The following is a 21,492-nucleotide window of genomic DNA, read 5'->3' as shown; positions in this document are numbered from 1 at the left end:
AGGCTGCTTCGGACAGCCCCGTGACAACCGCTCCGTAGCTTCGTTTGCGTGCCCACCGAGGGCACGAGGGCGACAGACCACGGCAGGAAAACCGGCGGACGACCGCACGCCGGCACGGGGAACACGGAGGGGTTGACCATGGCGCAGGGCGAGGTGCTCGAGTTCGAGGAGTACGTCCGCACCCGGCAGGACGCGCTGCTGCGCAGCGCCCGCCGGCTGGTCCCGGACCCGGTCGACGCACAGGACCTGCTCCAGACCGCCCTCGCCCGGACGTACGGCCGCTGGGAGGGCATCGCGGACAAGCGGCTCGCGGACGCCTATCTGCGCCGGGTCATGATCAACACCCGGACGGAGTGGTGGCGGGCCCGCAAGCTGGAGGAGGTCCCCACCGAGCAGCTCCCGGACGCCCGCGTGGAGGACTCCACCGAACAGCACGCGGACCGCGCCCTGCTGATGGACGCGATGAAGGTGCTCGCTCCCAAGCAGCGCAGTGTCGTCGTCCTGCGACACTGGGAGCAGATGTCCACGGAGGAGACGGCCGCCGCCCTCGGCATGTCGGCGGGTACGGTCAAGAGCACGCTGCACCGGGCGCTCGCCCGGCTCCGCGAGGAGCTGGAAACCCGCGATCTGGACGCACGCGCGCTGGAGCGTGAGGAGCGGGAGCGTTGCGCGGCGGCCTGACCCAGGCCGGGCCCCCACAGGCCCGAGGCACCTTCCAGGCGGCGATCACGGCGATATCCGTGCTCGCCGCCCTCGGCCTTTTCCTCGCCTCCTGCGGTACGGGCGGCACCGGCGCCCGTGACGAGGGGCCGGCCCACTCCGACACCCTGGAGGACGCCGTCCCGGCGGCCACCCCGTCGGGCGCGGCCCCCACCAACACCCTCGGCCGGGTGGACGCGGTGCAGCTCGTCAAGGACGACCCCACGGTCTCGGCGGAGGTCAAGCACCAACTGACGCCCTGCGTCGGGGACGAGTACCCGGTCGACGTGTCGTACGGCGGACTGACCGACGGCCCGGCGGACGACATCGTGGTCAACGTGCTCACCTGCAGCGACGCCGTCGGTATCGGCTCCTACGTGTACCGCGAGACGGACGGCCGGTACGAGAACGTGTTCCGGACCGAGGAGCCCCCGGTCTACGCCGAGATAGACCGCGGGGACCTGGTGGTGACCAAGCAGGTGTACGAGAAGGGCGACCCGGTCTCGAACCCCTCCGGGGAGAACGTGATCACGTACCGGTGGCGGTCGGACCGCTTCGTCAAGGCGTTCAGCTGGCACAACGACTACAGCACGGCGGCGGGCGAGGACCTGTAGGCGGGCGGCCGGAGCGGTCCGCGGACGGCCGCCGAAAAAATCCGCCGGATCGTGAACCGATCGGGCCGCTCGTTCCGATCAATGGATGAGGCGGGCGGGACGGAGCGGGACGGAGCGCATGTCACGTCCCGGCGAATGAACGCACGGCACGGTCCACGCGTCCCCCCTAAGGACCGCCCCGACAGGCACACGACAGACTGACGACCCACAAGACGACCGGCAGACGGCACACCGATCACTAGGACTGAGAGCACCGGGATGGCAGACCAGACACACGTTCTGTTCGTCGAGGACGACGACGTCATCCGCGAGGCCACCCAGCTCGCCCTGGAGCGGGACGGCTTCGCGGTCACCGCGATGCCCGACGGCCTCTCCGGCCTGGAGGCGTTCCGGGCCAACCGCCCCGACATCGCCCTGCTGGACGTCATGGTGCCCGGCCTGGACGGCGTCAGCCTGTGCCGCCGCATCCGCGACGAGTCCACCGTGCCGGTGATCATGCTGTCGGCCCGCGCCGACTCCATCGACGTGGTGCTGGGCCTGGAGGCCGGGGCCGACGACTACGTGACCAAGCCGTTCGACGGCGCCGTCCTGGTCGCCCGGATCCGCGCCGTGCTGCGCCGCTTCGGGCACGCGGGCGGCGGCGACCGGAGCGAGGGGACCGCGCCCGACGGCGGTGTGCTGACCTTCGGCGATCTGGAGGTCGACACCGAGGGCATGGAGGTGCGCCGGGCCGGTCAGCCGGTGGCGCTCACCCCGACCGAGATGCGGCTGCTGCTGGAGTTCTCCTCCGCGCCGGGCACGGTCCTGTCCCGGGACAAGCTCCTCGAGCGGGTGTGGGACTACGGCTGGGGCGGGGACACCCGGGTCGTGGACGTCCATGTGCAGCGGCTGCGGACGAAGATCGGCCAGGACCGTATCGAGACGGTCCGCGGCTTCGGCTACAAGCTGAAGGCCTGAGCGGCGGGGGTATGCGGGGGATGTTCCGGCACCTGATTCCCGGCCGTCTGGAGCGTGCGGGTATCCGCACGGGCCTGCGGTGGAAGCTCAGCGCGGCGATCGCGCTGGTCGGCGCGCTGGTGGCGGTCGCGCTCAGCCTGGTCGTGCACAACGCCGCCCGGGTCTCCATGCTGGACAACGCACGCGACCTCGCGGACGAGCGCGTCCAGATCGCCCAGCGCAACGTCGAGCAGAACGGCCGTCCCAACTTCCCCAAGATCCAGGTCGACGACCGCAATCTGCCGCCGGCCCTGCGGGAGAAGGTCGAGGAGGGCCGGCGGGCGACGTACGTCTCCGACGGCGAGGGCGGTCCGGACATCTGGGCGGCCGTGCCGCTCAAGGACGGGCGGATCCTCTCCCTGCACACCGGGTTCACCGACCGCAGCACCGACATCCTCAACGACCTCGACCAGGCCCTGGTGATCGGCTCCATCGCCGTCGTCCTCGGCGGCAGCGCGCTCGGGGTGCTCATCGGCGGCCACCTCTCGCGCCGGCTGCGCAAGGCGGCGACCGCGGCCCACCAGGTCGCCAAGGGCGAGCCGGACGTCCGGGTGCGGGACGCGATCGGCGGGGTCGTCCGCGACGAGACCGACGACCTGGCGAGCGCGGTGGACGCCATGGCGGACGCCCTTCAGCAGCGACTGGAGGCCGAGCGCCGGGTCACGGCCGACATCGCGCACGAGTTGCGCACCCCGGTGACCGGTCTGCTCACCGCCGCCGAGCTGCTGCCGCCGGGCCGGCCGACCGAACTGGTGCTGGACCGGGCGAAGGCCATGCGCACCCTGGTCGAGGACGTCCTGGAGGTGGCCCGCCTCGACGGCGCCTCGGAGCGCGCGGAACTCCAGGACCTTCTGCTGGGCGAGTTCGTCAGCCGGCGGGTGGCGGCCAAGGACCCCGCGGTCGAGGTGCGGGTGGTGCACGAGTCGATGGTCACCACCGACCCCCGCCGCCTGGAGCGCGTTCTGTTCAACCTGCTCGCCAACGCCGCGCGGCACGGCAGTTCGCCGATCCAGGTCACCGTGGAGGGCCGGGTGATCCGGGTCCGCGACCACGGCCCCGGCTTCCCCGAGGATCTGCTCACCGAGGGCCCCCTCCGCTTCCGCACCGGCAGCGCCGACCGCGCCGGCAAGGGCCATGGCCTCGGCCTGACCATCGCGGCGGGCCAGGCCCGGGTCCTCGGCGCCCGGCTGACCTTCCGCAACGTCCGTCCGGCCGGAGCCCCGCCGCACATACCCGCCGAGGGCGCGGTGGCGGTCCTGTGGCTCCCCGAACACGCCCCGACGAACACAGGCAGCTACCCGATGATGCCGCCGTCCTGAGCCCGCTGCCGGGGGCCAGGTGAACGGGAGCGCGCTCCCCATCCCGCCCGGCGGACAGGGCGCCCCAGATCCGGTATAGCCAACGGCATCACCGCGACGACGCCCCCGCCGGTTGCCCGGCAAACAGAAGCGCACTCCCCGCCCCGCCCGGCGGGCATGGCGCCCCAGATCCGGTATAGCCAACGGCGCCGCCGCGATGACGCCGCCGCCGGTTGCCCGGCAAACGGAAGCGCACTCCCCATCCCGCCCGGCGGACAGGGCGAAAGCACCGGATCCGTAGCCGACGGCACCGCCGCGACGACGCCCCCGTCGGCCCCGGGGCGACCGGGACCGCCGAACACCCCGCTCGCCCCGGCGGGCATGGCGAAGGCCCCGGATCCGCCGGCGCAAGCCGGGGGCCCGAGGCCACACTCCAGGTCGAGGATCAGGCCGCCTAGGCCACCGGCGCGGCCGCAGCCTTCGCCCCGGCCTCGGCCGCGGTCTCGGCGTCGGCCTCGTTGGCGTCGTCACCCGGCTTCTGCGGTCCGGCGCCCTTGAGCGGGACCTCCTTGACGAAGACCGACGCCACCAGCGCGCCGACCGCCACCACGGCGCCCAGCAGGAACGCCGAGTGGGTACCGGCCGACACGGCGTGCTGGTACGCCTCGCGGGCCGCCTCCGGCAGCTTGGCCAGGCTGGCCGCGTCGAGCTGCGCGGACTGCTCGGTGAGCTTCGAGCCCAGCGCACCGGCCCGCTCGGCCATGACGTCCTGGACGCGGTGGTTGAAGAGCGCACCCATGATCGCGACACCGAAGGAGGAGCCGAGCGTACGGAACAGGGTGGTGGAGGAGGACGCGACGCCCATGTCCTTCATCTCCACGCTGTTCTGCGCGACGAGCATGGTGATCTGCATCAGACAGCCCATACCGAGACCGACGACGGCCATGAACACACCGGAGGTGAACCGGGAGGTGCCGGTGTCCATGGTCGACAGCAGATACAGACCGACGACCATCAGCGCGCTGCCGACCAGCGGGAAGACCTTGTACTTGCCGGTGTTCGTGGTGACGCGGCCGGCGACCATCGAGGTGACCAGCATGGCGCCGAGCATCGGCAGGAGCAGCAGGCCGGAGTTGGTGGCGGAGGCCCCCTGCACCGACTGCTGGTAGAGCGGCAGGAACAGCGTCGCGCCGAACATCACGAAGCCGGCGATGAAGCCGATCAGGGACATCAGGGTGAAGTTGCGGCTGCGGAAGATGTGCAGCGGCACGATCGGCTCGGCGGCCCGGGTCTGCCAGAACACGAACCCGATGAGCGCGGCGACGCCGATGCCGATCAGTTCCATGATCCGCGCGGACGTCCAGGCGTACTCGGTGCCGCCCCAGGTGGTGACGAGGACGACGGAGGTGATGCCCACGGTGAGCAGGACGGCGCCCAGGTAGTCGATGCGGGCCTGCGAGCGCTTGCGCGGCAGGTGCAGGACGGCGCTGATCAGAGCGAGGGAGACGATGCCGAGCGGCAGGTTGATGTAGAAGGACCAGCGCCAGCCCCAGTTGTCGGTGATGGTGCCGCCGACCAGCGGGCCGCCGATCATCGCCAGCGCCATGACGCCGGCCATCATGCCCTGGTACTTGCCGCGTTCCCGCGGCGGGATCAGGTCACCGATGATCGCCATGACGCCGACCATCAGACCGCCGGCGCCGAGGCCCTGGACGGCGCGGAAGCCGATCAGTTCGCCCATGTTCTGGGCCATGCCGCTGAGCATGGAGCCGATCAGGAAGATCACGATCGAGGACATGAAGGCGCCCTTGCGCCCGTACATGTCGCCGATCTTGCCCCAGATGGGAGTCGAGGCGGCCGTCGCGAGGGTGTAGGCGGTGACGACCCAGGAGAGGTGTTCGAGTCCGCCGAGTTCGCCGACGATCGTCGGCATCGCGGTGCCCACGATCATGTTGTCGAGCATCGCGAGCATCATGGTGATCATGAGCGCGAGCAGCACGACCCGCACACTTCTCGGCTGCTTCTCCGGCTCGGTCTCCGCCGGTTGTACGTCCGCCATCCTCATCACTCCCCTGGGTACCGCTCCGGGCCACCTACTTACTTGCCGCCCGGCAAGTTCACTACACTGGGGAAGGTAGACCCGTCACTAGCCGGTCGTCAAGTAAGTTTCCGTGGGAGCCCGAGGAGTACGAGGATGGACGTCACCATGGACGGCACGAAGCAGCAGCGCCGCGGGAACACCCGCCAGCGCATCCAGGACGTCGCACTCGAACTCTTCGCCGAGCAGGGCTACGAGAAGACCTCACTGCGCGAGATCGCGGAGCGTCTGGAGGTGACGAAGGCCGCCCTGTACTACCACTTCAAGACGAAGGAAGAGATCATCGTCAGCATCTTCCAGGATCTGACGAAGCCGATCGAGGAACTGATCGAGTGGGGCGAACAGCAGCCGCACACCCTGGAGACCAAGCACGAGATCGTACGGCGCTACAGCCAGATCCTCGCCGACGCGTCCCCGCTCTTCCGCTTCATGCAGGAGAACCAGGCCACCGTCCGTGAACTCCGGATCGGCGAGTCCTTCAAGGACCGGATGCGCGGCCTGCGGGACATCTTCATCGACCCCGACGCCCGGCTCACCGACCAGGTCCGCTGCGTGAGCGCCATCTTCACGCTGCACGCCGGGATGTTCCTGCTCCAGGACCTCGAAGGCGACCCCGAGGAGAAGCGTGCAGCCGTCCTCGAAGTCGCCGTCGATCTCGTGACCCAGGCCCACGAGGGCACCCTCCCGTCCTAGAGCGACACCGCCGTGTCCACCCCAGGGGATGCCTCCGTGGATCCTGCCGTGGTCACGGAGTGGGTCAAATGGACAGACCCTTGGCGCGCAGGAAGGCGGCCGGGTCGATCGCGGTGCCGTAGTTCGCGGACGTACGGATCTCGAAGTGCAGGTGCGGGCCGCTGGAGTTGCCCGTGTTGCCCGACAGGGCTATGCGCTGGCCGGTCTTGACGACCTGACCGATCTTCACGTCGATGCGCGACAGGTGGGCGTACTGGGAGTACGTGCCGTTGCCGTGCTTGATGACGATGGCGTTGCCGTAGGCCGGGCCGTCACCGGCGCCGTTGCCGCCGGCCTTGACGACCGTGCCGCCGTGCGCGGCGACGACCTTGGTGCCGGTCGGCACGGCGAAGTCCTGGCCGCTGTGGGTGGACTGCCACATGGCACCGGCCTGGTGGAAGCTCGCGGACTTGGCGTACTTGGCGACCGGCTTGACCCAGCCCTTGGCCGCGACGGCCTTCTTGGCTGCGACGGGCGCCGCGGCGGGCGCGGCGGCGGACGCCACTCCGGCTCCCAGCACGACCGAGGCACCGACAGCGGCGGCGCCGACGGCCACGCGAGCGCGAAGCAGGGACGTACGGGAAGAACGGAACGTGACGCGCTTGAACATGAAGACCTCATGGGTTCGGGGACTGAGAAACCACCCGGCACACGGACGTCCGCCGGATGGCCATCCCTTGGTAACCCGCGCTCCGCCGCACCCCCAAACGTGTGATCTACGACGGAAGCTAGTACTTCAGATCAAAACTGCCCAGTCCTTGACAGAGGCCCTCAAGGCCGCAATTTGGACACTCGGCACGCCGCAGACATAGGGGCACTTCACACCCCTGGGGTGTATGTCCTTTTTGCCCAAATGGCCTGATCCACTATGCGCCCTAGTACCCCTCGGGCGGCCTGTGCCGCTTGTCACCGGCCCCCGCCCGTAAGGGACTTCAGGATGTGACCGGGGCTACTCCCCTACCCCTTGGGGGACTTGTGACCCCGGTCACCTCGCGTGCACGGGTCTGTGATGGGCCTCTCAGACCCTCTACCGTCCAGTAACCCATCGGTTCCCGCCAGTAACCCGTTGGTTCCCCTCAGGCCACCCCCACCGATCAGCATGCTCACGACACCCGGCATGCAAGGACGCGAGAGGACCCCCACCCATGACCAGAGGCACCTGGACTCGCCGTATCGCCCTGACCGCGGCGGCCACCGCCGCCGTCACCGCGATGGCCGTCCCGGCCGGCGCTCAGGCCGCTCCGGCCACCGGCATCCCCACCGTCGCCACCGCCTCCGTGACCGCCGCCGCGGCCGCCGAGGACGTCGACTACGCCACCTGGCAGGCCGACGTGCGGGCCGTGATGGACCAGGCGCGGCCGTACCTCGAACAGCGCATCGCCACGACCACGCCGGGCGAGAAGAAGGCGATCGTGTTCGACATCGACAACACGACCCTGGAGACCGACTTCGGCTTCAGCTACCCGCAGCCCGCCAACAAGCCGGTGCTCGACATCGCCAAGTACGCCCAGGACCGCGGCGTCGCGCTGTTCTTCGTCACCGCCCGCCCGGGCATCCTCTCCGGGGTGACCGACTACAACCTCAAGGTCGTCGGCTACAAGGTCAACGGGCTCTACGTCCGGGGCTTCCTGGACCTCTTCAAGGACGTCGCCGCCTACAAGACCGCCCAGCGCGTCGACATCGAGAAGAAGGGCTACACGATCATCGCGAACATCGGCAACAGCGCCACCGACCTCTCGGGCGGCCACGCCGAGAAGACGTACAAGCTGCCGGACTACGACGGTCAGCTCTCGTAGCCGACAAGGCCCGACAAGGCCCGGCACGGCGCCCCGAGGGCCGTCAGGGCATGCGAAAGGGGCCGGTGCTCGAAAGCACCGGCCCCTTTCCGTGGCGACGCGCGGTGGCGTCGCCGTGAGGCTTACGCCTCCTTGCTCAGGTTCGGCCCGGCACCGCCGGCCGCCTGCTCGATCGGCGGGACGTCGGGCAGCGCCGACTTCTCCTCACCGCGGAAGGTGAAGGTCTGGGTCTCGCCCTCGCCCTCGGTGTCCACGACCACGATGTGACCGGGGCGCAGCTCGCCGAAGAGGATCTTCTCCGAGAGCGTGTCCTCGATCTCGCGCTGGATCGTGCGACGCAGCGGACGCGCGCCCAGCACCGGGTCGTAGCCCTTCTTGGACAGCAGCTCCTTGGCGGACTGGGACAGCTCGATGCCCATGTCCCGGTCCTTGAGGCGCTCGTCGACCTTGCCGATCATCAGGTCGACGATCCGCAGGATGTCGGCCTGGGTGAGCTGCGGGAAGACGACCACGTCGTCGACGCGGTTGAGGAACTCGGGGCGGAAGTGCTGCTTCAGCTCGTCCGACACCTTGTTCTTCATGCGCTCGTAGTTGGTCTTCGAGTCGCCCGAGGCCGCGAAGCCCAGGTTGAAGCCCTTGGAGATGTCCCGGGTGCCGAGGTTGGTCGTCATGATGATGACCGTGTTCTTGAAGTCCACGACCCGGCCCTGGGAGTCGGTCAGACGACCGTCCTCCAGGATCTGCAGAAGGCTGTTGAAGATGTCCGGGTGGGCCTTCTCGACCTCGTCGAAGAGGACGACGGAGAACGGCTTGCGGCGCACCTTCTCGGTGAGCTGGCCGCCCTCCTCGTAGCCCACGTATCCGGGCGGGGAACCGAAGAGACGCGAGACCGTGTGCTTCTCGCTGAACTCCGACATGTCGAGGGAGATCAGCGCGTCCTCGTCGCCGAAGAGGAACTCGGCGAGCGCCTTGGACAGCTCGGTCTTACCGACACCGGACGGGCCGGCGAAGATGAACGAGCCACCGGGACGCTTCGGGTCCTTCAGACCGGCGCGCGTACGGCGGATCGCCTTGGACAGCGCCTTGACGGCGTCGACCTGGCCGATGACCCGCTTGTGCAGTTCCTCCTCCATGCGGAGCAGGCGGCTGGACTCCTCCTCGGTCAGCTTGAAGACCGGGATGCCGGTGGCCGTGGCGAGGACCTCGGCGATCAGCTCGCCGTCGACCTCGGCGACGACGTCCATGTCGCCGGCCTTCCACTCCTTCTCCCGCTTGGCCTTGGCGGCCAGGAGCTGCTTCTCCTTGTCGCGGAGAGAGGCGGCCTTCTCGAAGTCCTGCGAGTCGATCGCGGACTCCTTGTCGCGGCGGACGCCGGCGATCTTCTCGTCGAACTCGCGGAGGTCCGGCGGAGCGGTCATCCGGCGGATGCGCATCCGGGAACCGGCCTCGTCGATCAGGTCGATCGCCTTGTCCGGCAGGAAGCGGTCCGAGATGTACCGGTCGGCCAGGGTGGCGGCCTGGACCAGCGCCTCGTCGGTGATGGAGACGCGGTGGTGCGCCTCGTACCGGTCGCGCAGACCCTTGAGGATCTCGATGGTGTGCGGCAGGGACGGTTCGGCGACCTGGATGGGCTGGAAGCGGCGCTCGAGGGCGGCGTCCTTCTCCAGGTGCTTGCGGTACTCGTCCAGCGTGGTGGCGCCGATGGTCTGGAGCTCACCGCGGGCCAGCATCGGCTTGAGGATCGACGCGGCGTCGATGGCGCCCTCGGCGGCACCCGCACCGACCAGCGTGTGCAGCTCGTCGATGAACAGGATGATGTCGCCGCGGGTGCGGATCTCCTTGAGGACCTTCTTCAGGCGCTCCTCGAAGTCACCGCGGTAGCGGGAGCCGGCGACCAGCGCGCCGAGGTCCAGGGTGTAGAGGTGCTTGTCCTTGAGGGTCTCGGGCACCTCGCCCTTGACGATGGCCTGCGCGAGGCCCTCGACGACGGCGGTCTTGCCGACGCCGGGCTCACCGATCAGCACCGGGTTGTTCTTGGTACGGCGGGACAGCACCTGCATGACCCGCTCGATCTCCTTCTCGCGCCCGATGACCGGGTCGAGCTTGGACTCACGAGCGGCCTGGGTGAGGTTCCGGCCGAACTGGTCGAGGACCAGGGACGTCGAGGGGGTGCCCTCGGCAGGGCCGCCGGCGGTGGCGGTCTCCTTGCCCTGGTAGCCGGAGAGCAGCTGGATGACCTGCTGCCGCACCCGGTTCAGATCTGCGCCCAGCTTGACCAGGACCTGGGCGGCGACGCCCTCGCCCTCACGGATCAGGCCGAGCAGGATGTGCTCCGTGCCGATGTAGTTGTGGCCCAGCTGAAGGGCCTCGCGGAGCGACAGCTCCAGCACCTTCTTGGCACGGGGGGTGAAGGGGATGTGCCCGGACGGGGCCTGCTGGCCCTGGCCGATGATCTCCTCCACCTGCTGGCGGACCGCCTCGAGCGAAATCCCGAGGCTCTCAAGGGCCTTGGCGGCGACACCCTCACCCTCATGGATCAGGCCCAGGAGGATGTGCTCGGTGCCGATGTAGTTGTGGTTGAGCATCCGGGCTTCTTCCTGAGCCAGGACGACAACCCGCCGCGCGCGGTCGGTGAACCTCTCGAACATCGTTAATCGCTCCTCAGAGCGGTCAGGCAGTGGGGGGAACTTCCCCTCCCTGTCCTTCCGCAGCTTAGTCCCGCAAGCGGGGACCGCTCATTCCAACTGCCGACACCGTCGATGGCCTCCTGACCCCGAACGCCGACATCTGCTCCAACCCGATGGTGCGAGACGATGTTCCCGCAGGCCAGGCAGTTACCCACACCATCAGTACGCCGATGGCGAACGTGAGACGTCCTGTTCTGCGTGTCGCCCCCTCCCACTAGGCATGTCTTACCCGCTGGGACTGACACTCCATGCCCTGCGCCCCGGTTCCCTCCGCTACGGGCGAACAACCTTGCGCCTCCCGGCACCGCCACCCGCCCCCTTTTCCGGCACCCTGCGCAGCAGACACGACACCCAGCGTAACTCTCGGGACTTTCGGTCCGTTGCACTTGGCATGGCTGGCCCGGTCCCACCTCCGACGCACCCCCTGCTGCCCCTCCCCCGACGGCCGCTCGCCCGGGAGAGCCGGGAGGGCCGGGAGGGCAGGGGTGGCGGAGACGACGTCCGCGGCTGGTACGAGAACGAACTGGGGTGGCCGACGGTGCCCGGGCACCCGGTACGACTTTTGACCGGCGAACGCTTCGACGTCCTGGACGTACCGGCGACGGCGGGCCACGCGGCCCTACGGCGTCTGACGGCGGCCACGACCACGCCGGCGGGCTTCCCGGTATCGGCGGGCTTCCCGGTATCACTGCACGGGAACTCGGCATCACCGCACGGGCACACGGCGAACGGCATCCGCATGCGGCTCCTGGTGGCCGCGGGCGCGGCGGAGGAGCTGCCGGGGATCCTTCAGTGGCTGGAGTGGGGCGCGCTGCCGCTGGACCTCACGGCGATCGGCGCGGGCGGGGTCATGGAGGCCCCGCCGCCTCCGGCCGTCCGCCGGCCGCCACGGGCCGGGCCATTGCAGGGGGCCGCTGTGTGGGTGCGGCCCCCCGTCGCGGGGTGCGAGGTCGAGTCCTCGCTGCCGACGATGTCGGCCCTGGGGGCCCCAGGGGGCGCCCCCGATCTCGTACGACTGGTGAACACGCTGGCGACGGAGTGCCACCGTGTCCGACTGCGGCGCGCGAGCGCTCAGCCGTTGGCCTTCTCGTAAGCCTCGCGAATGGTCGCGGGAACACGGCCACGGTCATTGACCTCGAAACCGTTCTCCTTCGCCCACGCGCGGATCTGAGCGGTGTCCTGGCTGCCACCGGCAGCGGCACGCGCCTTTCCACGCCCACCCGAAGCGCGGCCCCCGGTACGCCGGCCACCCTTCACGTAGGGCTCGAGAAGACCACGCAGCTTGTCGGCATTGGCAGTGGTGAGATCGATCTCGTACGTCTTGCCGTCCAGCGCGAACGTCACGGTCTCGTCCGCCTCGCCGCCGTCGAGGTCGTCGACAAGAAGGACCTGAACCTTCTGTGCCACCGGATTTCCTTTCATCGATAACGTGAGGGCCGGGGGTCCTCGGCTTCCGCCGTTTAGCCGCACCCTGTTATATGCAGTACTGCGTTACGTCGGAAAGCAAACCGCTTTTGCTGAGAAAACACAAACCCCTGGCGGAGCCCGGCAGCCCGCCCTCCGCCCGGAAACGTGCGCGTTTCGGACATAGGGAACCCGGGCAAGGGGGGTCGGCCGGAATGGGCCCGACGATCACAGATGCAGAAGCATCCGGCTGTTGCCCAAGGTGTTCGGTTTCACTCGTTCGAGTCCGAGGAACTCCGCTACGCCCTCGTCATATTGATCCGAAACGGTTTGGGTTCTGGGTCGTTGGAGGGGTGTGAGCGATCTGGTGGGGGACGCGCGGCATCTGTCGCCGTCGGCGCAGGAGGCCCTGCGGCTGCGGGCGGTGGCCGCGTTGGTGGCGGGGCGGGACCGTGAGGACGTGGCGGCGGTGTTCGGGGTGTCGCTGAAGGCCGTCGACATCTGGTGGGCGAAGTGGCTGGCCGGCGGTCGGGAGGCTCTGGTGATGCGGCCGCGTGGTAAGCCGGTCGGGGTGCACCAGGTGCTCGGGGAGGCCGAGCAGGCCGCTGTGCGGCAGGCGGTCCTCGATCACCGGCCCTGTGACGTGGGGCTGAGTGGGCAGTTGTGGACGCGGCGGCTGATCGGTGACCTGATCGCGAAGCTGTACCGGGTACGGCTGACCGAACCGGGGGTGGGCAAGTACCTGAAGCGGTGGGGTCTTTCCTTCCAGCGCCCGGACAAGAGGGCCGTCGAGCAGGACCCCGAGGCCGTCCGGCGCTGGCACGCCGAGACCTGGCCCAAGATCCGGGCGAGGGCGAAGGAGGACGGTGGGGAGATTCTCTTCGCCGACCAGGTCGGCATCCGCTCCGACCAGGTCACAGGCCGCACCTGGGGAGAGAAGGGCAAGACCCCCGTCGTGCGACGGGCCGGGAACCGGTTCTCGGTGAACGCGATGTCGGCGATCAGCACCAAGGGCCGGATGCACTTCATGGTCTTCACCGAGAGTTTCACCGCCGAGGTGATGTGCCGCTTCCTGGACCGGCTCGCCGGCCACTTCGACCACAAGGTCCATCTCGTGGTCGACGGGCACTCCGCCCACCGCTCGAAGAAGGTCCGCGACTGGCTCGCAGCCCACCCCGACGACGTCGAGCTGCACTTCCTGCCCCCGTACTCGCCCGAGCTCAACCCCGACGAACTCGTCAACGCCGACCTCAAGCACAGCCTGCCCAAGCAGCACCGAGCCCGGAACCAGGCCGAACTCGCCGCCGAGACCCGCCGCTTCTTCCGCAGACGCCAGCGCCAGCCGCACATCGTCCGCGGCTACTTCGGCGGCCCACACGTCCGCTACGTCCTGGACGAGAACCCCATGAGTTTCTGATCAATAGGAACGCAGCAGCTCCGCGTAGACGTCTGTGTCGACGGGTGTCTCACCGATCTCCACGAAGCCGTGCTTGCCGAAGAAGTCCACTTCGAAGGTGAGGCAGAAAACCCGGCGAACGCCGAGCCAGCGGGCGGTGTGCAGCAACTTCTCCAACAACTGATGGCCGACGCCCGCGCCCTTCAGGCCGGGCTTCACCGCGAGAGTGCGCACTTCAGCGAGGTCTTCCCACATCACGTGCAGGGCTCCGCAGCCGACCACCTCGGCGTTGTCGTCCCGTTCGGCGACCCAGAACTCCTGGATGTCCTCGTAAAGCGTGACGGTCGCTTTGTCGAGCAGGATGCGGCCGCGGACGTACGCGTCAAGGAGTCGGCGTACGGCAGGGACATCGCTGGTCCGGGCCCGGCGGACGGTGATGGCTTTACCGGTGACTTCGGCGTTCTCGGCGGAGGGGCTCTCTGCGGACATGTCCGGACGCTATCGCCCGTCGTCCTCCGTTGCCGAGCCGGGGTTCTCCCGCGGACTCGCCGTTGCGGGTTCGGATGTTTCCGGACCTTGGACGATGCGTACGGCGTCGCTCAGCGCCTGTCGCTGTTCGTCGCTCATCATCCCGAAGAAGGCGACGAGTGCGGCGGCGGGGTTGTCGCTCTGCGCCCAGGCGTCGTTCATGAGGGCGGCGGCGTAGGCGGGACGGGTCGAGACCGCCTCATATCGATAGGCCCGGCCTTCCGACTCACGGCGTACCCAGCCCTTCTGATGGAGATTGTCCAGAACGGTCATCACCGTGGTGTAGGCGATGGAGCGTTCCTGCTGAAGGTCTTCCAGGACTTCCCGAACGGTCACCGGGCGGTTCCACTTCCACACCCGCGTCATGACCGCGTCTTCGAGTTCTCCCAATGGGCGAGGCACCCTCAGAACAATAATGGGAGATCTCGCCAATCGCGTGCCGGACGTGCACTTTCATCGGCAAACACGAACAAAAAGGGCGCACGGCTCCGGGAAGGAGTCGTGCGCCCTCGTGTCGTGGGGACGCGGCGTGCGCGCCGGGTCAGGCGTCGGGGGCGGCGGACGCCTGGCGGGCGCTCTCCGCGCGCGCGAGGGCCGCGTCGACGGCGGCGTCCTCCTTGGACTTGTTGGCACCGCCCTGGGTCTTCACGATCACCCGGATCAGTCCGATGAAGAACACGGCCATGACGGCCGGGGGCAGCAGCGCGGAGACGTAGTCCATGGACCCAGGGTAGCCAGGGACGAAGGGGACATCGGGGCGGGGTCGGGGTGTCGGCCCCGCCACCGATGACGATCTCGGCCGGTACCGGCCTCGGCCTCAGCCGGCCACCAGCCGCCGCTGCTCCGGGTCCGCGGGCGGCGGGGCGGGCTTGCGGCGCGGGAAGACCTCGCCCGGGGTGGGGACGGGTCGGCGCGCCGGCTGGGAGGGGTCGGGCTTGGCGGGGGCGGGGCCCGGGGCGGGCGCGGCCGGCCGCTCGCCAGGCTTGGCGCGCGGCTGCCCGCCCCGCTCGCCGGGTTCGTCCTGCTCGCCCTGTGCTCCCACCGGCTCGAAGGCACGGTCGTCGTGGTCGCCGGAGCGGCCCCCCGGGAGCGCCAGGAGGCGCGTACGGGACGCGGGGACCAGCGGGACGGTGGAAGTGGCCGTGCGGGGCGTACGGCGGGCGAGACGGGCCCGTACGTCGTGTTCGGCGAGGGCCTGGCAGCGGTCCAGGAGGGCGGCGGCCGTCGGGTTGCCGCGCAGGGCGCGCAGGGCGGCCAGGTCGTCAGGTCCCGGCCGCTGGCCCGTGGCCAGGACCTCCTCCAGGAGCGTGAGGTAGCCGGCGGCGGTGCCGGGGAGGGCGGCGCGGTACCGGGCGAGGTCGGCCACCAGGAAGGCCCGCAGCCGGGCGGCCTCGCGCATCGCCTCGTCGAGGGACTCGGCGAGGCGATGACAGTCCTGGACGTCCTCGGCGGAGACGGGGCCGGGGTGGAGGGCGAGGGCGAGGGCGCGGCGGAGCACTCGCAGCTCCTCCGTCCCGAACGCCATGCCGCCGCGGGATCCGTAGGGCGTGGGCATGCCGCGACGATACGCGCTAATCAGACAAATTTGACATAAAGGCTGGAAGCGACGCGCCCGAATCCGCCCTGGTGGACGCGTGCACGCACGCGAAAGGGGTCCCCGGACCGTGTTGGCTCGGGGACCCCTTCGCGCGCGGGTCACATCCGCGAGACGTTCCGCTCGTACACCAGCCGCAGGCCGATCAGGGTCAGCCAGGGCTCGTGCTCGTCGATCACCGAGGACTCGCCGAGCACCATGGGGGCGAGGCCGCCGGTGGCGATGACCGTGACGTCGTCCGGGTCGGTGGCCAGCTCGCGTGCCATCCGGCTGACGACACCGTCGACCTGGCCGGCGAAGCCGTAGACGATGCCGGACTGCATGGCCTCGACCGTGTTCTTGCCGATCACGCTGCGGGGCCGGGCCACCTCGATCTTGCGGAGCTGGGCCGCCTTGACGCCGAGCGCCTCGACGGAGATCTCGATGCCGGGGGCGATGACCCCGCCGACGTACTCCCCGCGCGCGCTGATCGCGTCGAACGTGGTGGCCGTGCCGAAGTCGACGACGACCGCCGGACCGCCGTACAGCTCGTTCGCCGCGACCGCGTTGATGATGCGGTCGGCGCCGACCTCCTTGGGGTTGTCGAAGAGGATCGGCACGCCCGTCTTCACGCCGGGTTCGACGAGGACGGCCGGTACGTCGCCGTAGTAGCGGCGGGTCACCTCGCGCAGTTCGTGCAGCACGGAGGGGACCGTGGCGCAGATCGCGATGCCGTCGATGCCGTCGCCCAGTTCGACCCCGAGGAGCGGGTGCATGCCCATCAGGCCCTGGAGGAGGACCGCCAGTTCGTCGGCCGTACGGCGGGAGTCGGTCGAGATCCGCCAGTGCTCGACGATCTCCTCGCCGTCGAACAGTCCCAGCACGGTGTGCGTGTTGCCCACGTCGATCGTCAGCAGCATGGCCGGTTCCCGCTCTCTACTCGGCCGCGCGCAGATCCAGGCCGATGTCCAGGATCGGCGAGGAGTGGGTGAGGGCCCCGACGGCCAGGAAGTCGACGCCCGTGTCGGCGTACGCGCGCGCGGTGTCCAGCGTGAGCCGGCCGGACGCCTCCAGCAGGGCGCGCCCGCCGACGATGCCGACGGCCTCGGCGCACTCCGCGGGCGTGAAGTTGTCCAGCAGGATCAGGTCGGCGCCCGCGTCCACGACCTCGCGGAGCTGGTGCAGGGTGTCGACCTCGACCTCGATCGGCACGTCGGGGAAGGTCCCCCGGACGGCCTTGAACGCCTGGGCGACTCCGCCGGCGGCGACCACGTGGTTGTCCTTGACGAGCGCCGCGTCGGAGAGCGACATGCGGTGGTTGACGCCGCCGCCGCAGCGGACCGCGAACTTCTCCAGGGAGCGCAGGCCCGGCGTGGTCTTGCGGGTGTCACGCACGCGTGCCGTGGTGCCCTCCAGGACGTCCGCCCACGCGCGGGTGGCGGTCGCGATGCCGGAGAGGCGGCACATCAGGTTGAGCGCGCTGCGCTCGGCGGTGAGCAGGTCACGCGTGCGCGAGGTGACCGACAGCAGCTTCTGCCCGGCCTCGACGCGGTCGCCGTCCTCGACGTGCCGTTCGACCTCGAACTCGTCCGTGCAGACGACCGAGAGGACCGCCTCGGCGATCCGCAGGCCCGCGACGACGCCGGCCTCGCGCGCGGTGAAGTCGGCGGTGGCCACCGCCTCCTCGGGGATGGTCGCGACGGTGGTCACGTCCACGCCGTGGTCCAGGTCCTCCTGGATCGCGACGTTGGCGATGTCCTCGACCTCGACGGGGTCGAGTCCGGCGTCGGCCAGGAGCTGGGCGAGCGCGGGGTCGAGCCCGCACTCCAGGTACTCCTCGCCGCCGGGGTCGCCGTCGGCGCCACAGGCACAGCCGTCGCCGCAGCCGCCGTTCGGGGCGAGGGGAAGGTCGGGGGTGCTCACGTCTGTCACTGCTCCTGCTGGTGCTGCCGGGTCGGGGGGAAGTCTGCGGTATCGGTGGTGCGTACGGCGAGTGTGCGGTCCGGATTCAGCCGTACGACGATGTGGCGGCGCCAGTCGGCGTCGTCGCGGTCGGCGTGGTCCTCGCGCCAGTGGCAGCCGCGGGTCTCCTCGCGCAGCGCGGCGGCGGCGACCAGGACACGGGCCACGCACAGGAGGTTGGTGGCCTCCCAGGTGTCGACGCCGGGCTCGGCCGTCTTGCCGTTCTCGTCGAGGGCGTCGCGGGCCTCGGAGTGCAGCCGCTGGAGCTGGGCGGCGGCCCGCTCCAGGGACGCGGCGGAGCGCAGCACGCCCGCGCCGTCGGTCATGGTCCGCTGGATCGCGAACCGGGCCTCGGGGGCGAGCAGCGGGTGCGCGGGCCGCTCGGGGTGCTCGACCGGCGCGGGCACGCGCGCGTGCGGGCCGTCGCCGGAGCGGTCGGCGGCGCCGGGGGCGAATTCCGCGGCGATGTCGGCGACGATCCGCTCGGCGTAGACCAGGCCCTCCAGGAGCGAGTTCGACGCCAGCCGGTTCGCGCCGTGCACCCCGGTGCAGGCCACCTCGCCGCACGCGTACAGGCCGGGCACGGTCGTACGGCCCCGGGAGTCGGTGCGGACGCCGCCGGACGCGTAGTGGGCGGCCGGGGCGATCGGGATGGGCTCGTGCACGGGGTCGATGCCGTGGGCGCGGCAGGCGGCGAGGATCGTCGGGAAGCGGTGCTCCCACATGGCCGCGCCGAAGTGCCGGGCGTCGAGGTACATGTGCTCGGCGCCCTGCTCCTGCATCCGGCGCATGATGCCCTTGGCGACGATGTCCCGGGGCGCCAGCTCGGCCAGTTCGTGCTGGCCGACCATGAAGCGCACGCCGTCGGCGTCGACCAGGTGGGCGCCCTCGCCGCGCACCGCCTCGGAGACCAGCGGCTGCTGGCCCTCGGCGTCCGCGCCCAGGAACAGCACGGTCGGGTGGAACTGCACGAACTCCAGGTCGGAGACCTCGGCGCCGGCCCGCAGCGCGAGCGCCACGCCGTCGCCGGTGGACACGGAGGGGTTGGTGGTCGCGGAGAACACCTGGCCCATGCCGCCGGTCGCGAGGATCACCGCGGGGGCGTGCACGGCGCCCACGCCGTCGTGCTGGCCCTCGCCCATGACGTGCAGGGTGACGCCCGCGGTACGGCCGGACGCGTCGGTCAGCAGGTCCAGGACGAGCGCGTTCTCGACGGTGCGCACGCCCCGCGCGCGTACGGCCTCGACCAGCGCGCGGGAGATCTCCGCACCGGTCGCGTCACCGCCCGCGTGCGCGATACGGCGCCGGTGGTGGCCGCCCTCCCGGGTGAGTTCCAGGCCGCCTTCCTCGGACTCGTCGAAGTGGGCGCCGGTCTCGATGAGCCGCCGTACGGCGTCGGGGCCCTCGGTGACGAGGATCCGGACCGCCTCCTCGTCGCACAGGCCGGCGCCCGCGACCAGGGTGTCGTCGAGGTGCTGTTCGGGGGTGTCGCCCTCGCCCAGGGCCGCGGCGATGCCGCCCTGCGCCCAGCGGGTGGAGCCGTCGTCGAGGCGGGCCTTGGTGACCACGACCGTGCGCAGCCCGGCGGCCTCGCAGCGCAGGGCCGCGGTGAGACCGGCGACGCCGGAGCCGACGACCACGACGTCCGCGGCGATGCTCCACCCGGGCGCGGGCGCGTGCAGTCGTATGCCTGTGCTGGTCACGAGGCGGCTCCGAGGGTTCCGAAGGTGAGCGGGAGGTTGTCGATCAGCCGGGTCGTCCCGACCCGCGCGGCGACGGCGAGGACCGCCTCGCCGGTGAAGTCGTCCGCGATCTCGGTGAAGTCGGCCGGGTCGACGAGCGCGAGGTAGTCCAGCACCAGCGGCGGGTCCAGCCGGACGGCCTCGTCGAGGACCTGGCGGGCGGCGGCGCGGACGGCCGCCGGGTTGCCGGGGGCGGCCTTGGCGACGGCGTGCGCGTCGGCGGCCGCGCGCGACTCGCCTATGGCGCTGAGCGCCTCGGCGCGCGCCTGGGTGGCGGGCACCTCCCGCGCGCGGGCGCGCAGCGCCTCCTGCGCGGCGTGCCGGTCACGGCCCGCGAACAGGGCGGCCGACAGCGCGAGCGCGGTGCGCCGCTCCCGCGCGGAGAGGTAGCGGTTACGGCTGGACAGGGCCAGGCCGTCGGCCTCGCGCACGGTGGGGACGGCGACGATCTCGACGCCGAAGTTCAGATCGCGGACCATCCGGCGGATCAGGGCGAGCTGCTGGGCGTCCTTCTGCCCGAAGAACGCCACGTCGGGCCGGGTGAGGTGGAGCAGTTTGGCGACGACGGTGAGCATGCCGTCGAAGTGCCCGGGGCGCGTGGCGCCCTCCAGCCGCTCCCCCATCGGGCCGGCGCTGATCCGCACCTGGGGCTCGCCGCCCGGGTAGACCTCGTCGACGGACGGGGCGAACACAGCGTCCGCGCCCGCCTCCTCGGCGATCTTGAGGTCGGCGTCCAGGGTGCGCGGGTAGCGGTCGAGGTCCTCGCCGGCGCCGAACTGGAGGGGGTTCACGAAGACCGTGACGACGACCTCCCCGTCCGGGCCGGCGATCTCGCGGGCGGTGCGCACGAGCGTGGCGTGGCCCTCGTGCAGGGCGCCCATCGTCATCACGACGGCCCGGCGGCCCGCACGCGTGCGTGCGTGCAGCTCCGCGGCGGTGCGCAGCAGGGTGGTGGTCATCCGGCATCTCCTTCGGTGCCGTGCGTGCCGGGTGTACCGGGCGTCTCGCCGGAGAGCACGCCGAGGAGGTCCTCGGCGAGTTCGGGCTTGAGCAGTCCGTGGGCGAGCGCGCGGTCGGCGGTGGCGCGGGCCATCGCGAGATAGCCGTCGACGGCCTGCGGGGCGTGCCGGCGCAGCTCGGAGACGTGCGCGGCGACCGTGCCCGCGTCGCCGCGCGCGACGGGGCCGGTGAGCGCGGCGTCGCCGGAGCGCAGCGCGTTGTCCAGGGCGGCGCCGAGCAGCGGGCCCAGCATCCGGTCGGGGGCCTCCACGCCGGCCGCCCTGAGCAGCTCCATGGACTGGGCGACCAGGGTGACCAGGTGGTTCGCGCCCAGGGCGAGGGCAGCGTGGTAGAGCGGGCGGCTCTCCTCGGCGATCCACTCCGGCTCGCCGCCCATCTCGATGACGAGCGCCTCGGCGGCCAGCCGCAGTTCCTCGGGCGCGGTGACGCCGAAGGAGCATCCGGCGAGCCGCTGCACGTCCACGGGCGTGCCGGTGAACGTCATCGCCGGGTGCAGGGCCAGCGGCAGCGCGCCCGCGCGCAGGGCCGGGTCCAGGACGCGCGTGCCGTAGCGCCCGGAGGTGTGCACGAGGAGCTGGCCGGGGCGGACGGCACCGGTCTCGGCGAGGCCCTCGACGAGGCCGGGCAGGACGTCGTCGGGGACGGTCAGCAGCACCAGGTCGGACCGCTCGAGAACCTCGGCGGGCCGGACGAGCGGCACGTCGGGCAGCAGCAGCGCGGCCCGCCGCCGGGAGGCGTCGGAGACGCCGGAGACGGCCACCGGGCGGTGCCCGGCAAGCTGGAGGGAGGCGGCCAGCGCGGGACCCACGCGGCCGGCGCCGACGACACCGACGGTGAGCCGCGCGGGGCGGTCCCTGGGGTCTGGCTGTTGGACTGTACTCACGCGACGGCGGCCTTCCGTTCCAGTCCGCTCCGGGTACCGGACGATTTCTCGTCATGTTAACGCG

20 protein-coding genes and 2 pseudogenes are annotated in these 21,492 nt (G+C 70.8%); 8 read left to right on the top strand and 14 right to left on the bottom strand.

All coding sequences use genetic code 11. From position 1 onward, the window contains the following. Positions 1-138: 138 nt before the first annotated feature. From AFM16_RS22020 to cseC, 4 genes are all read left to right on the top strand, one after another. Positions 139-681, top strand: coding sequence for a SigE family RNA polymerase sigma factor (locus tag AFM16_RS22020; protein WP_030796094.1), 543 nt, complete (start codon positions 139-141; stop codon positions 679-681). Further along, positions 666-1,313 carry a hypothetical protein gene (locus AFM16_RS22015; protein ID WP_245177762.1) on the top strand — a complete coding sequence of 216 codons (648 nt, stop codon included), beginning with the start codon at positions 666-668 and terminating at the stop codon, positions 1,311-1,313. Before AFM16_RS22020 ends, AFM16_RS22015 begins: the two co-directional genes overlap by 16 nt. Before the next feature lie 258 nt (positions 1,314-1,571). Then, on the top strand, positions 1,572-2,270 hold the full coding sequence (gene cseB, locus AFM16_RS22010) for a two-component system response regulator CseB (protein ID WP_030796090.1): 699 nt from the start codon (positions 1,572-1,574) through the stop codon (positions 2,268-2,270). A 20-nt stretch (positions 2,271-2,290) separates the two neighbouring features. Continuing rightward, complete coding sequence (gene cseC, locus AFM16_RS22005) at positions 2,291-3,628, top strand: two-component system sensor histidine kinase CseC (RefSeq protein WP_107419132.1); 1,338 nt, start codon at positions 2,291-2,293, stop codon at positions 3,626-3,628. A 433-nt stretch (positions 3,629-4,061) separates the two neighbouring features. Here cseC and AFM16_RS22000 read toward each other — a convergent pair whose 3' ends face one another. After that, the gene (locus AFM16_RS22000) at positions 4,062-5,666 is read right to left on the bottom strand and encodes an MDR family MFS transporter (protein ID WP_078634373.1); all 1,605 of its coding nucleotides are present in this window, start codon (positions 5,664-5,666) and stop codon (positions 4,062-4,064) included. A 135-nt stretch (positions 5,667-5,801) separates the two neighbouring features. On the opposite strand from AFM16_RS22000, the gene AFM16_RS21995 reads away from it, so the two are divergent. After that, positions 5,802-6,398, top strand: coding sequence for a TetR/AcrR family transcriptional regulator (locus AFM16_RS21995; RefSeq protein ID WP_030796084.1), 597 nt, complete (start codon positions 5,802-5,804; stop codon positions 6,396-6,398). Positions 6,399-6,462: 64 nt separating this feature from the next. On the opposite strand, the gene AFM16_RS21990 is transcribed toward AFM16_RS21995, so the two are convergent. After that, positions 6,463-7,047, bottom strand: coding sequence for a M23 family metallopeptidase (locus AFM16_RS21990; protein ID WP_078634372.1), 585 nt, complete (start codon positions 7,045-7,047; stop codon positions 6,463-6,465). A 535-nt stretch (positions 7,048-7,582) separates the two neighbouring features. On the opposite strand from AFM16_RS21990, the gene AFM16_RS21985 reads away from it, so the two are divergent. Next, entirely contained in the window at positions 7,583-8,233 is a 651-nt protein-coding gene (locus tag AFM16_RS21985) for an HAD family acid phosphatase (protein WP_078634371.1), read from the top strand. Between the two features lie 122 nt (positions 8,234-8,355). On the opposite strand, the gene AFM16_RS21980 is transcribed toward AFM16_RS21985, so the two are convergent. Then, positions 8,356-10,881, bottom strand: a complete 2,526-nt coding sequence (locus tag AFM16_RS21980; protein ID WP_030796077.1) for an ATP-dependent Clp protease ATP-binding subunit — start codon at positions 10,879-10,881, stop codon at positions 8,356-8,358. A gap of 430 nt (positions 10,882-11,311) precedes the next feature. On the opposite strand from AFM16_RS21980, the gene AFM16_RS21970 reads away from it, so the two are divergent. Beyond that, entirely contained in the window at positions 11,312-12,013 is a 702-nt protein-coding gene (locus AFM16_RS21970) for an SCO3374 family protein (RefSeq protein ID WP_051780991.1), read from the top strand. Here the strand turns inward: AFM16_RS21970 and AFM16_RS21965 are convergent. Both AFM16_RS21965 and AFM16_RS40125 read right to left on the bottom strand, forming a co-directional pair. Next, a complete protein-coding gene (locus AFM16_RS21965) occupies positions 11,992-12,327 on the bottom strand; it encodes a histone-like nucleoid-structuring protein Lsr2 (RefSeq protein ID WP_030796073.1) in 336 nt (111 codons plus the stop codon). The genes AFM16_RS21970 and AFM16_RS21965 overlap by 22 nt on opposite strands. Positions 12,328-12,552: 225 nt before the next feature. Continuing rightward, positions 12,553-12,642, bottom strand: a pseudogene (locus AFM16_RS40125) (amino-acid N-acetyltransferase); the annotation flags it as partial. Between the two features lie 37 nt (positions 12,643-12,679). On the opposite strand from AFM16_RS40125, the gene AFM16_RS21955 reads away from it, so the two are divergent. Next, positions 12,680-13,741 (top strand): IS630 family transposase, encoded by a 1,062-nt coding sequence (locus AFM16_RS21955; protein ID WP_209313206.1) that lies wholly within the window; start codon positions 12,680-12,682, stop codon positions 13,739-13,741. A 3-nt stretch (positions 13,742-13,744) separates the two neighbouring features. Here AFM16_RS21955 and AFM16_RS21950 read toward each other — a convergent pair. The 9 genes and pseudogenes from AFM16_RS21950 to AFM16_RS21910 form a co-directional block, all read right to left on the bottom strand. Then, positions 13,745-14,209, bottom strand: a pseudogene (locus tag AFM16_RS21950) (amino-acid N-acetyltransferase); the annotation flags it as partial. Between the two features lie 9 nt (positions 14,210-14,218). Continuing rightward, a complete protein-coding gene (locus AFM16_RS21945) occupies positions 14,219-14,638 on the bottom strand; it encodes a BlaI/MecI/CopY family transcriptional regulator (RefSeq protein WP_078634369.1) in 420 nt (139 codons plus the stop codon). Between the two features lie 151 nt (positions 14,639-14,789). Further along, positions 14,790-14,969: a hypothetical protein gene (locus tag AFM16_RS21940; protein WP_030796068.1), complete on the bottom strand. Its 180-nt coding sequence runs from the start codon at positions 14,967-14,969 to the stop codon at positions 14,790-14,792. Between the two features lie 96 nt (positions 14,970-15,065). Next, entirely contained in the window at positions 15,066-15,773 is a 708-nt protein-coding gene (locus AFM16_RS21935; RefSeq protein WP_030796066.1) for a hypothetical protein, read from the bottom strand. 170 nt (positions 15,774-15,943) lie between these two features. Continuing rightward, positions 15,944-16,741, bottom strand: a complete 798-nt coding sequence (locus AFM16_RS21930; RefSeq protein ID WP_030796064.1) for a type III pantothenate kinase — start codon at positions 16,739-16,741, stop codon at positions 15,944-15,946. Between the two features lie 16 nt (positions 16,742-16,757). Then, entirely contained in the window at positions 16,758-17,744 is a 987-nt protein-coding gene (gene nadC / locus AFM16_RS21925) for a carboxylating nicotinate-nucleotide diphosphorylase (protein ID WP_078634368.1), read from the bottom strand. Between the two features lie 5 nt (positions 17,745-17,749). Then, the gene (locus AFM16_RS21920; RefSeq protein WP_078634367.1) at positions 17,750-19,486 is read right to left on the bottom strand and encodes an L-aspartate oxidase; all 1,737 of its coding nucleotides are present in this window, start codon (positions 19,484-19,486) and stop codon (positions 17,750-17,752) included. Then, positions 19,483-20,484 (bottom strand): pantoate--beta-alanine ligase, encoded by a 1,002-nt coding sequence (panC, locus tag AFM16_RS21915; protein ID WP_030796058.1) that lies wholly within the window; start codon positions 20,482-20,484, stop codon positions 19,483-19,485. The genes AFM16_RS21920 and panC overlap by 4 nt, the downstream gene beginning before the upstream one ends. Next, on the bottom strand, positions 20,481-21,428 hold the full coding sequence (locus AFM16_RS21910) for a Rossmann-like and DUF2520 domain-containing protein (protein WP_078634366.1): 948 nt from the start codon (positions 21,426-21,428) through the stop codon (positions 20,481-20,483). The genes panC and AFM16_RS21910 overlap by 4 nt, the downstream gene beginning before the upstream one ends. Between the last annotated feature and the right edge of the window lie 64 nt (positions 21,429-21,492).

Origin of the sequence: Streptomyces antibioticus (assembly GCF_002019855.1) — a bacterium.
Taxonomy (GTDB): domain Bacteria; phylum Actinomycetota; class Actinomycetes; order Streptomycetales; family Streptomycetaceae; genus Streptomyces; species Streptomyces antibioticus_B.
The sequence above is the reverse complement of the archived record's forward strand: the minus strand, read 5'-3'. Positions and strand labels throughout refer to the sequence as shown.

What these genes read in the sequence shown, in the direction of transcription:
- AFM16_RS21930 (WP_030796064.1), bottom strand. Translation starts at nt 16,741, where the DNA reads ATGCTGCTGACGATCGACGTGGGCAACACGCACACCGTGCTGGGACTG.
- AFM16_RS21990 (WP_078634372.1), bottom strand. Translation starts at nt 7,047, where the DNA reads ATGTTCAAGCGCGTCACGTTCCGTTCTTCCCGTACGTCCCTGCTTCGC.
- AFM16_RS22020 (WP_030796094.1), top strand. Translation starts at nt 139, where the DNA reads ATGGCGCAGGGCGAGGTGCTCGAGTTCGAGGAGTACGTCCGCACCCGG.
- panC (WP_030796058.1), bottom strand. Translation starts at nt 20,484, where the DNA reads ATGACCACCACCCTGCTGCGCACCGCCGCGGAGCTGCACGCACGCACG.
- AFM16_RS21985 (WP_078634371.1), top strand. Translation starts at nt 7,583, where the DNA reads ATGACCAGAGGCACCTGGACTCGCCGTATCGCCCTGACCGCGGCGGCC.
- cseC (WP_107419132.1), top strand. Translation starts at nt 2,291, where the DNA reads ATGTTCCGGCACCTGATTCCCGGCCGTCTGGAGCGTGCGGGTATCCGC.
- cseB (WP_030796090.1), top strand. Translation starts at nt 1,572, where the DNA reads ATGGCAGACCAGACACACGTTCTGTTCGTCGAGGACGACGACGTCATC.
- AFM16_RS21980 (WP_030796077.1), bottom strand. Translation starts at nt 10,881, where the DNA reads ATGTTCGAGAGGTTCACCGACCGCGCGCGGCGGGTTGTCGTCCTGGCT.
- AFM16_RS21970 (WP_051780991.1), top strand. Translation starts at nt 11,312, where the DNA reads ATGGCTGGCCCGGTCCCACCTCCGACGCACCCCCTGCTGCCCCTCCCC.
- AFM16_RS21940 (WP_030796068.1), bottom strand. Translation starts at nt 14,969, where the DNA reads ATGGACTACGTCTCCGCGCTGCTGCCCCCGGCCGTCATGGCCGTGTTC.
- AFM16_RS21995 (WP_030796084.1), top strand. Translation starts at nt 5,802, where the DNA reads ATGGACGTCACCATGGACGGCACGAAGCAGCAGCGCCGCGGGAACACC.
- AFM16_RS21935 (WP_030796066.1), bottom strand. Translation starts at nt 15,773, where the DNA reads ATGGCGTTCGGGACGGAGGAGCTGCGAGTGCTCCGCCGCGCCCTCGCC.
- AFM16_RS22000 (WP_078634373.1), bottom strand. Translation starts at nt 5,666, where the DNA reads ATGGCGGACGTACAACCGGCGGAGACCGAGCCGGAGAAGCAGCCGAGA.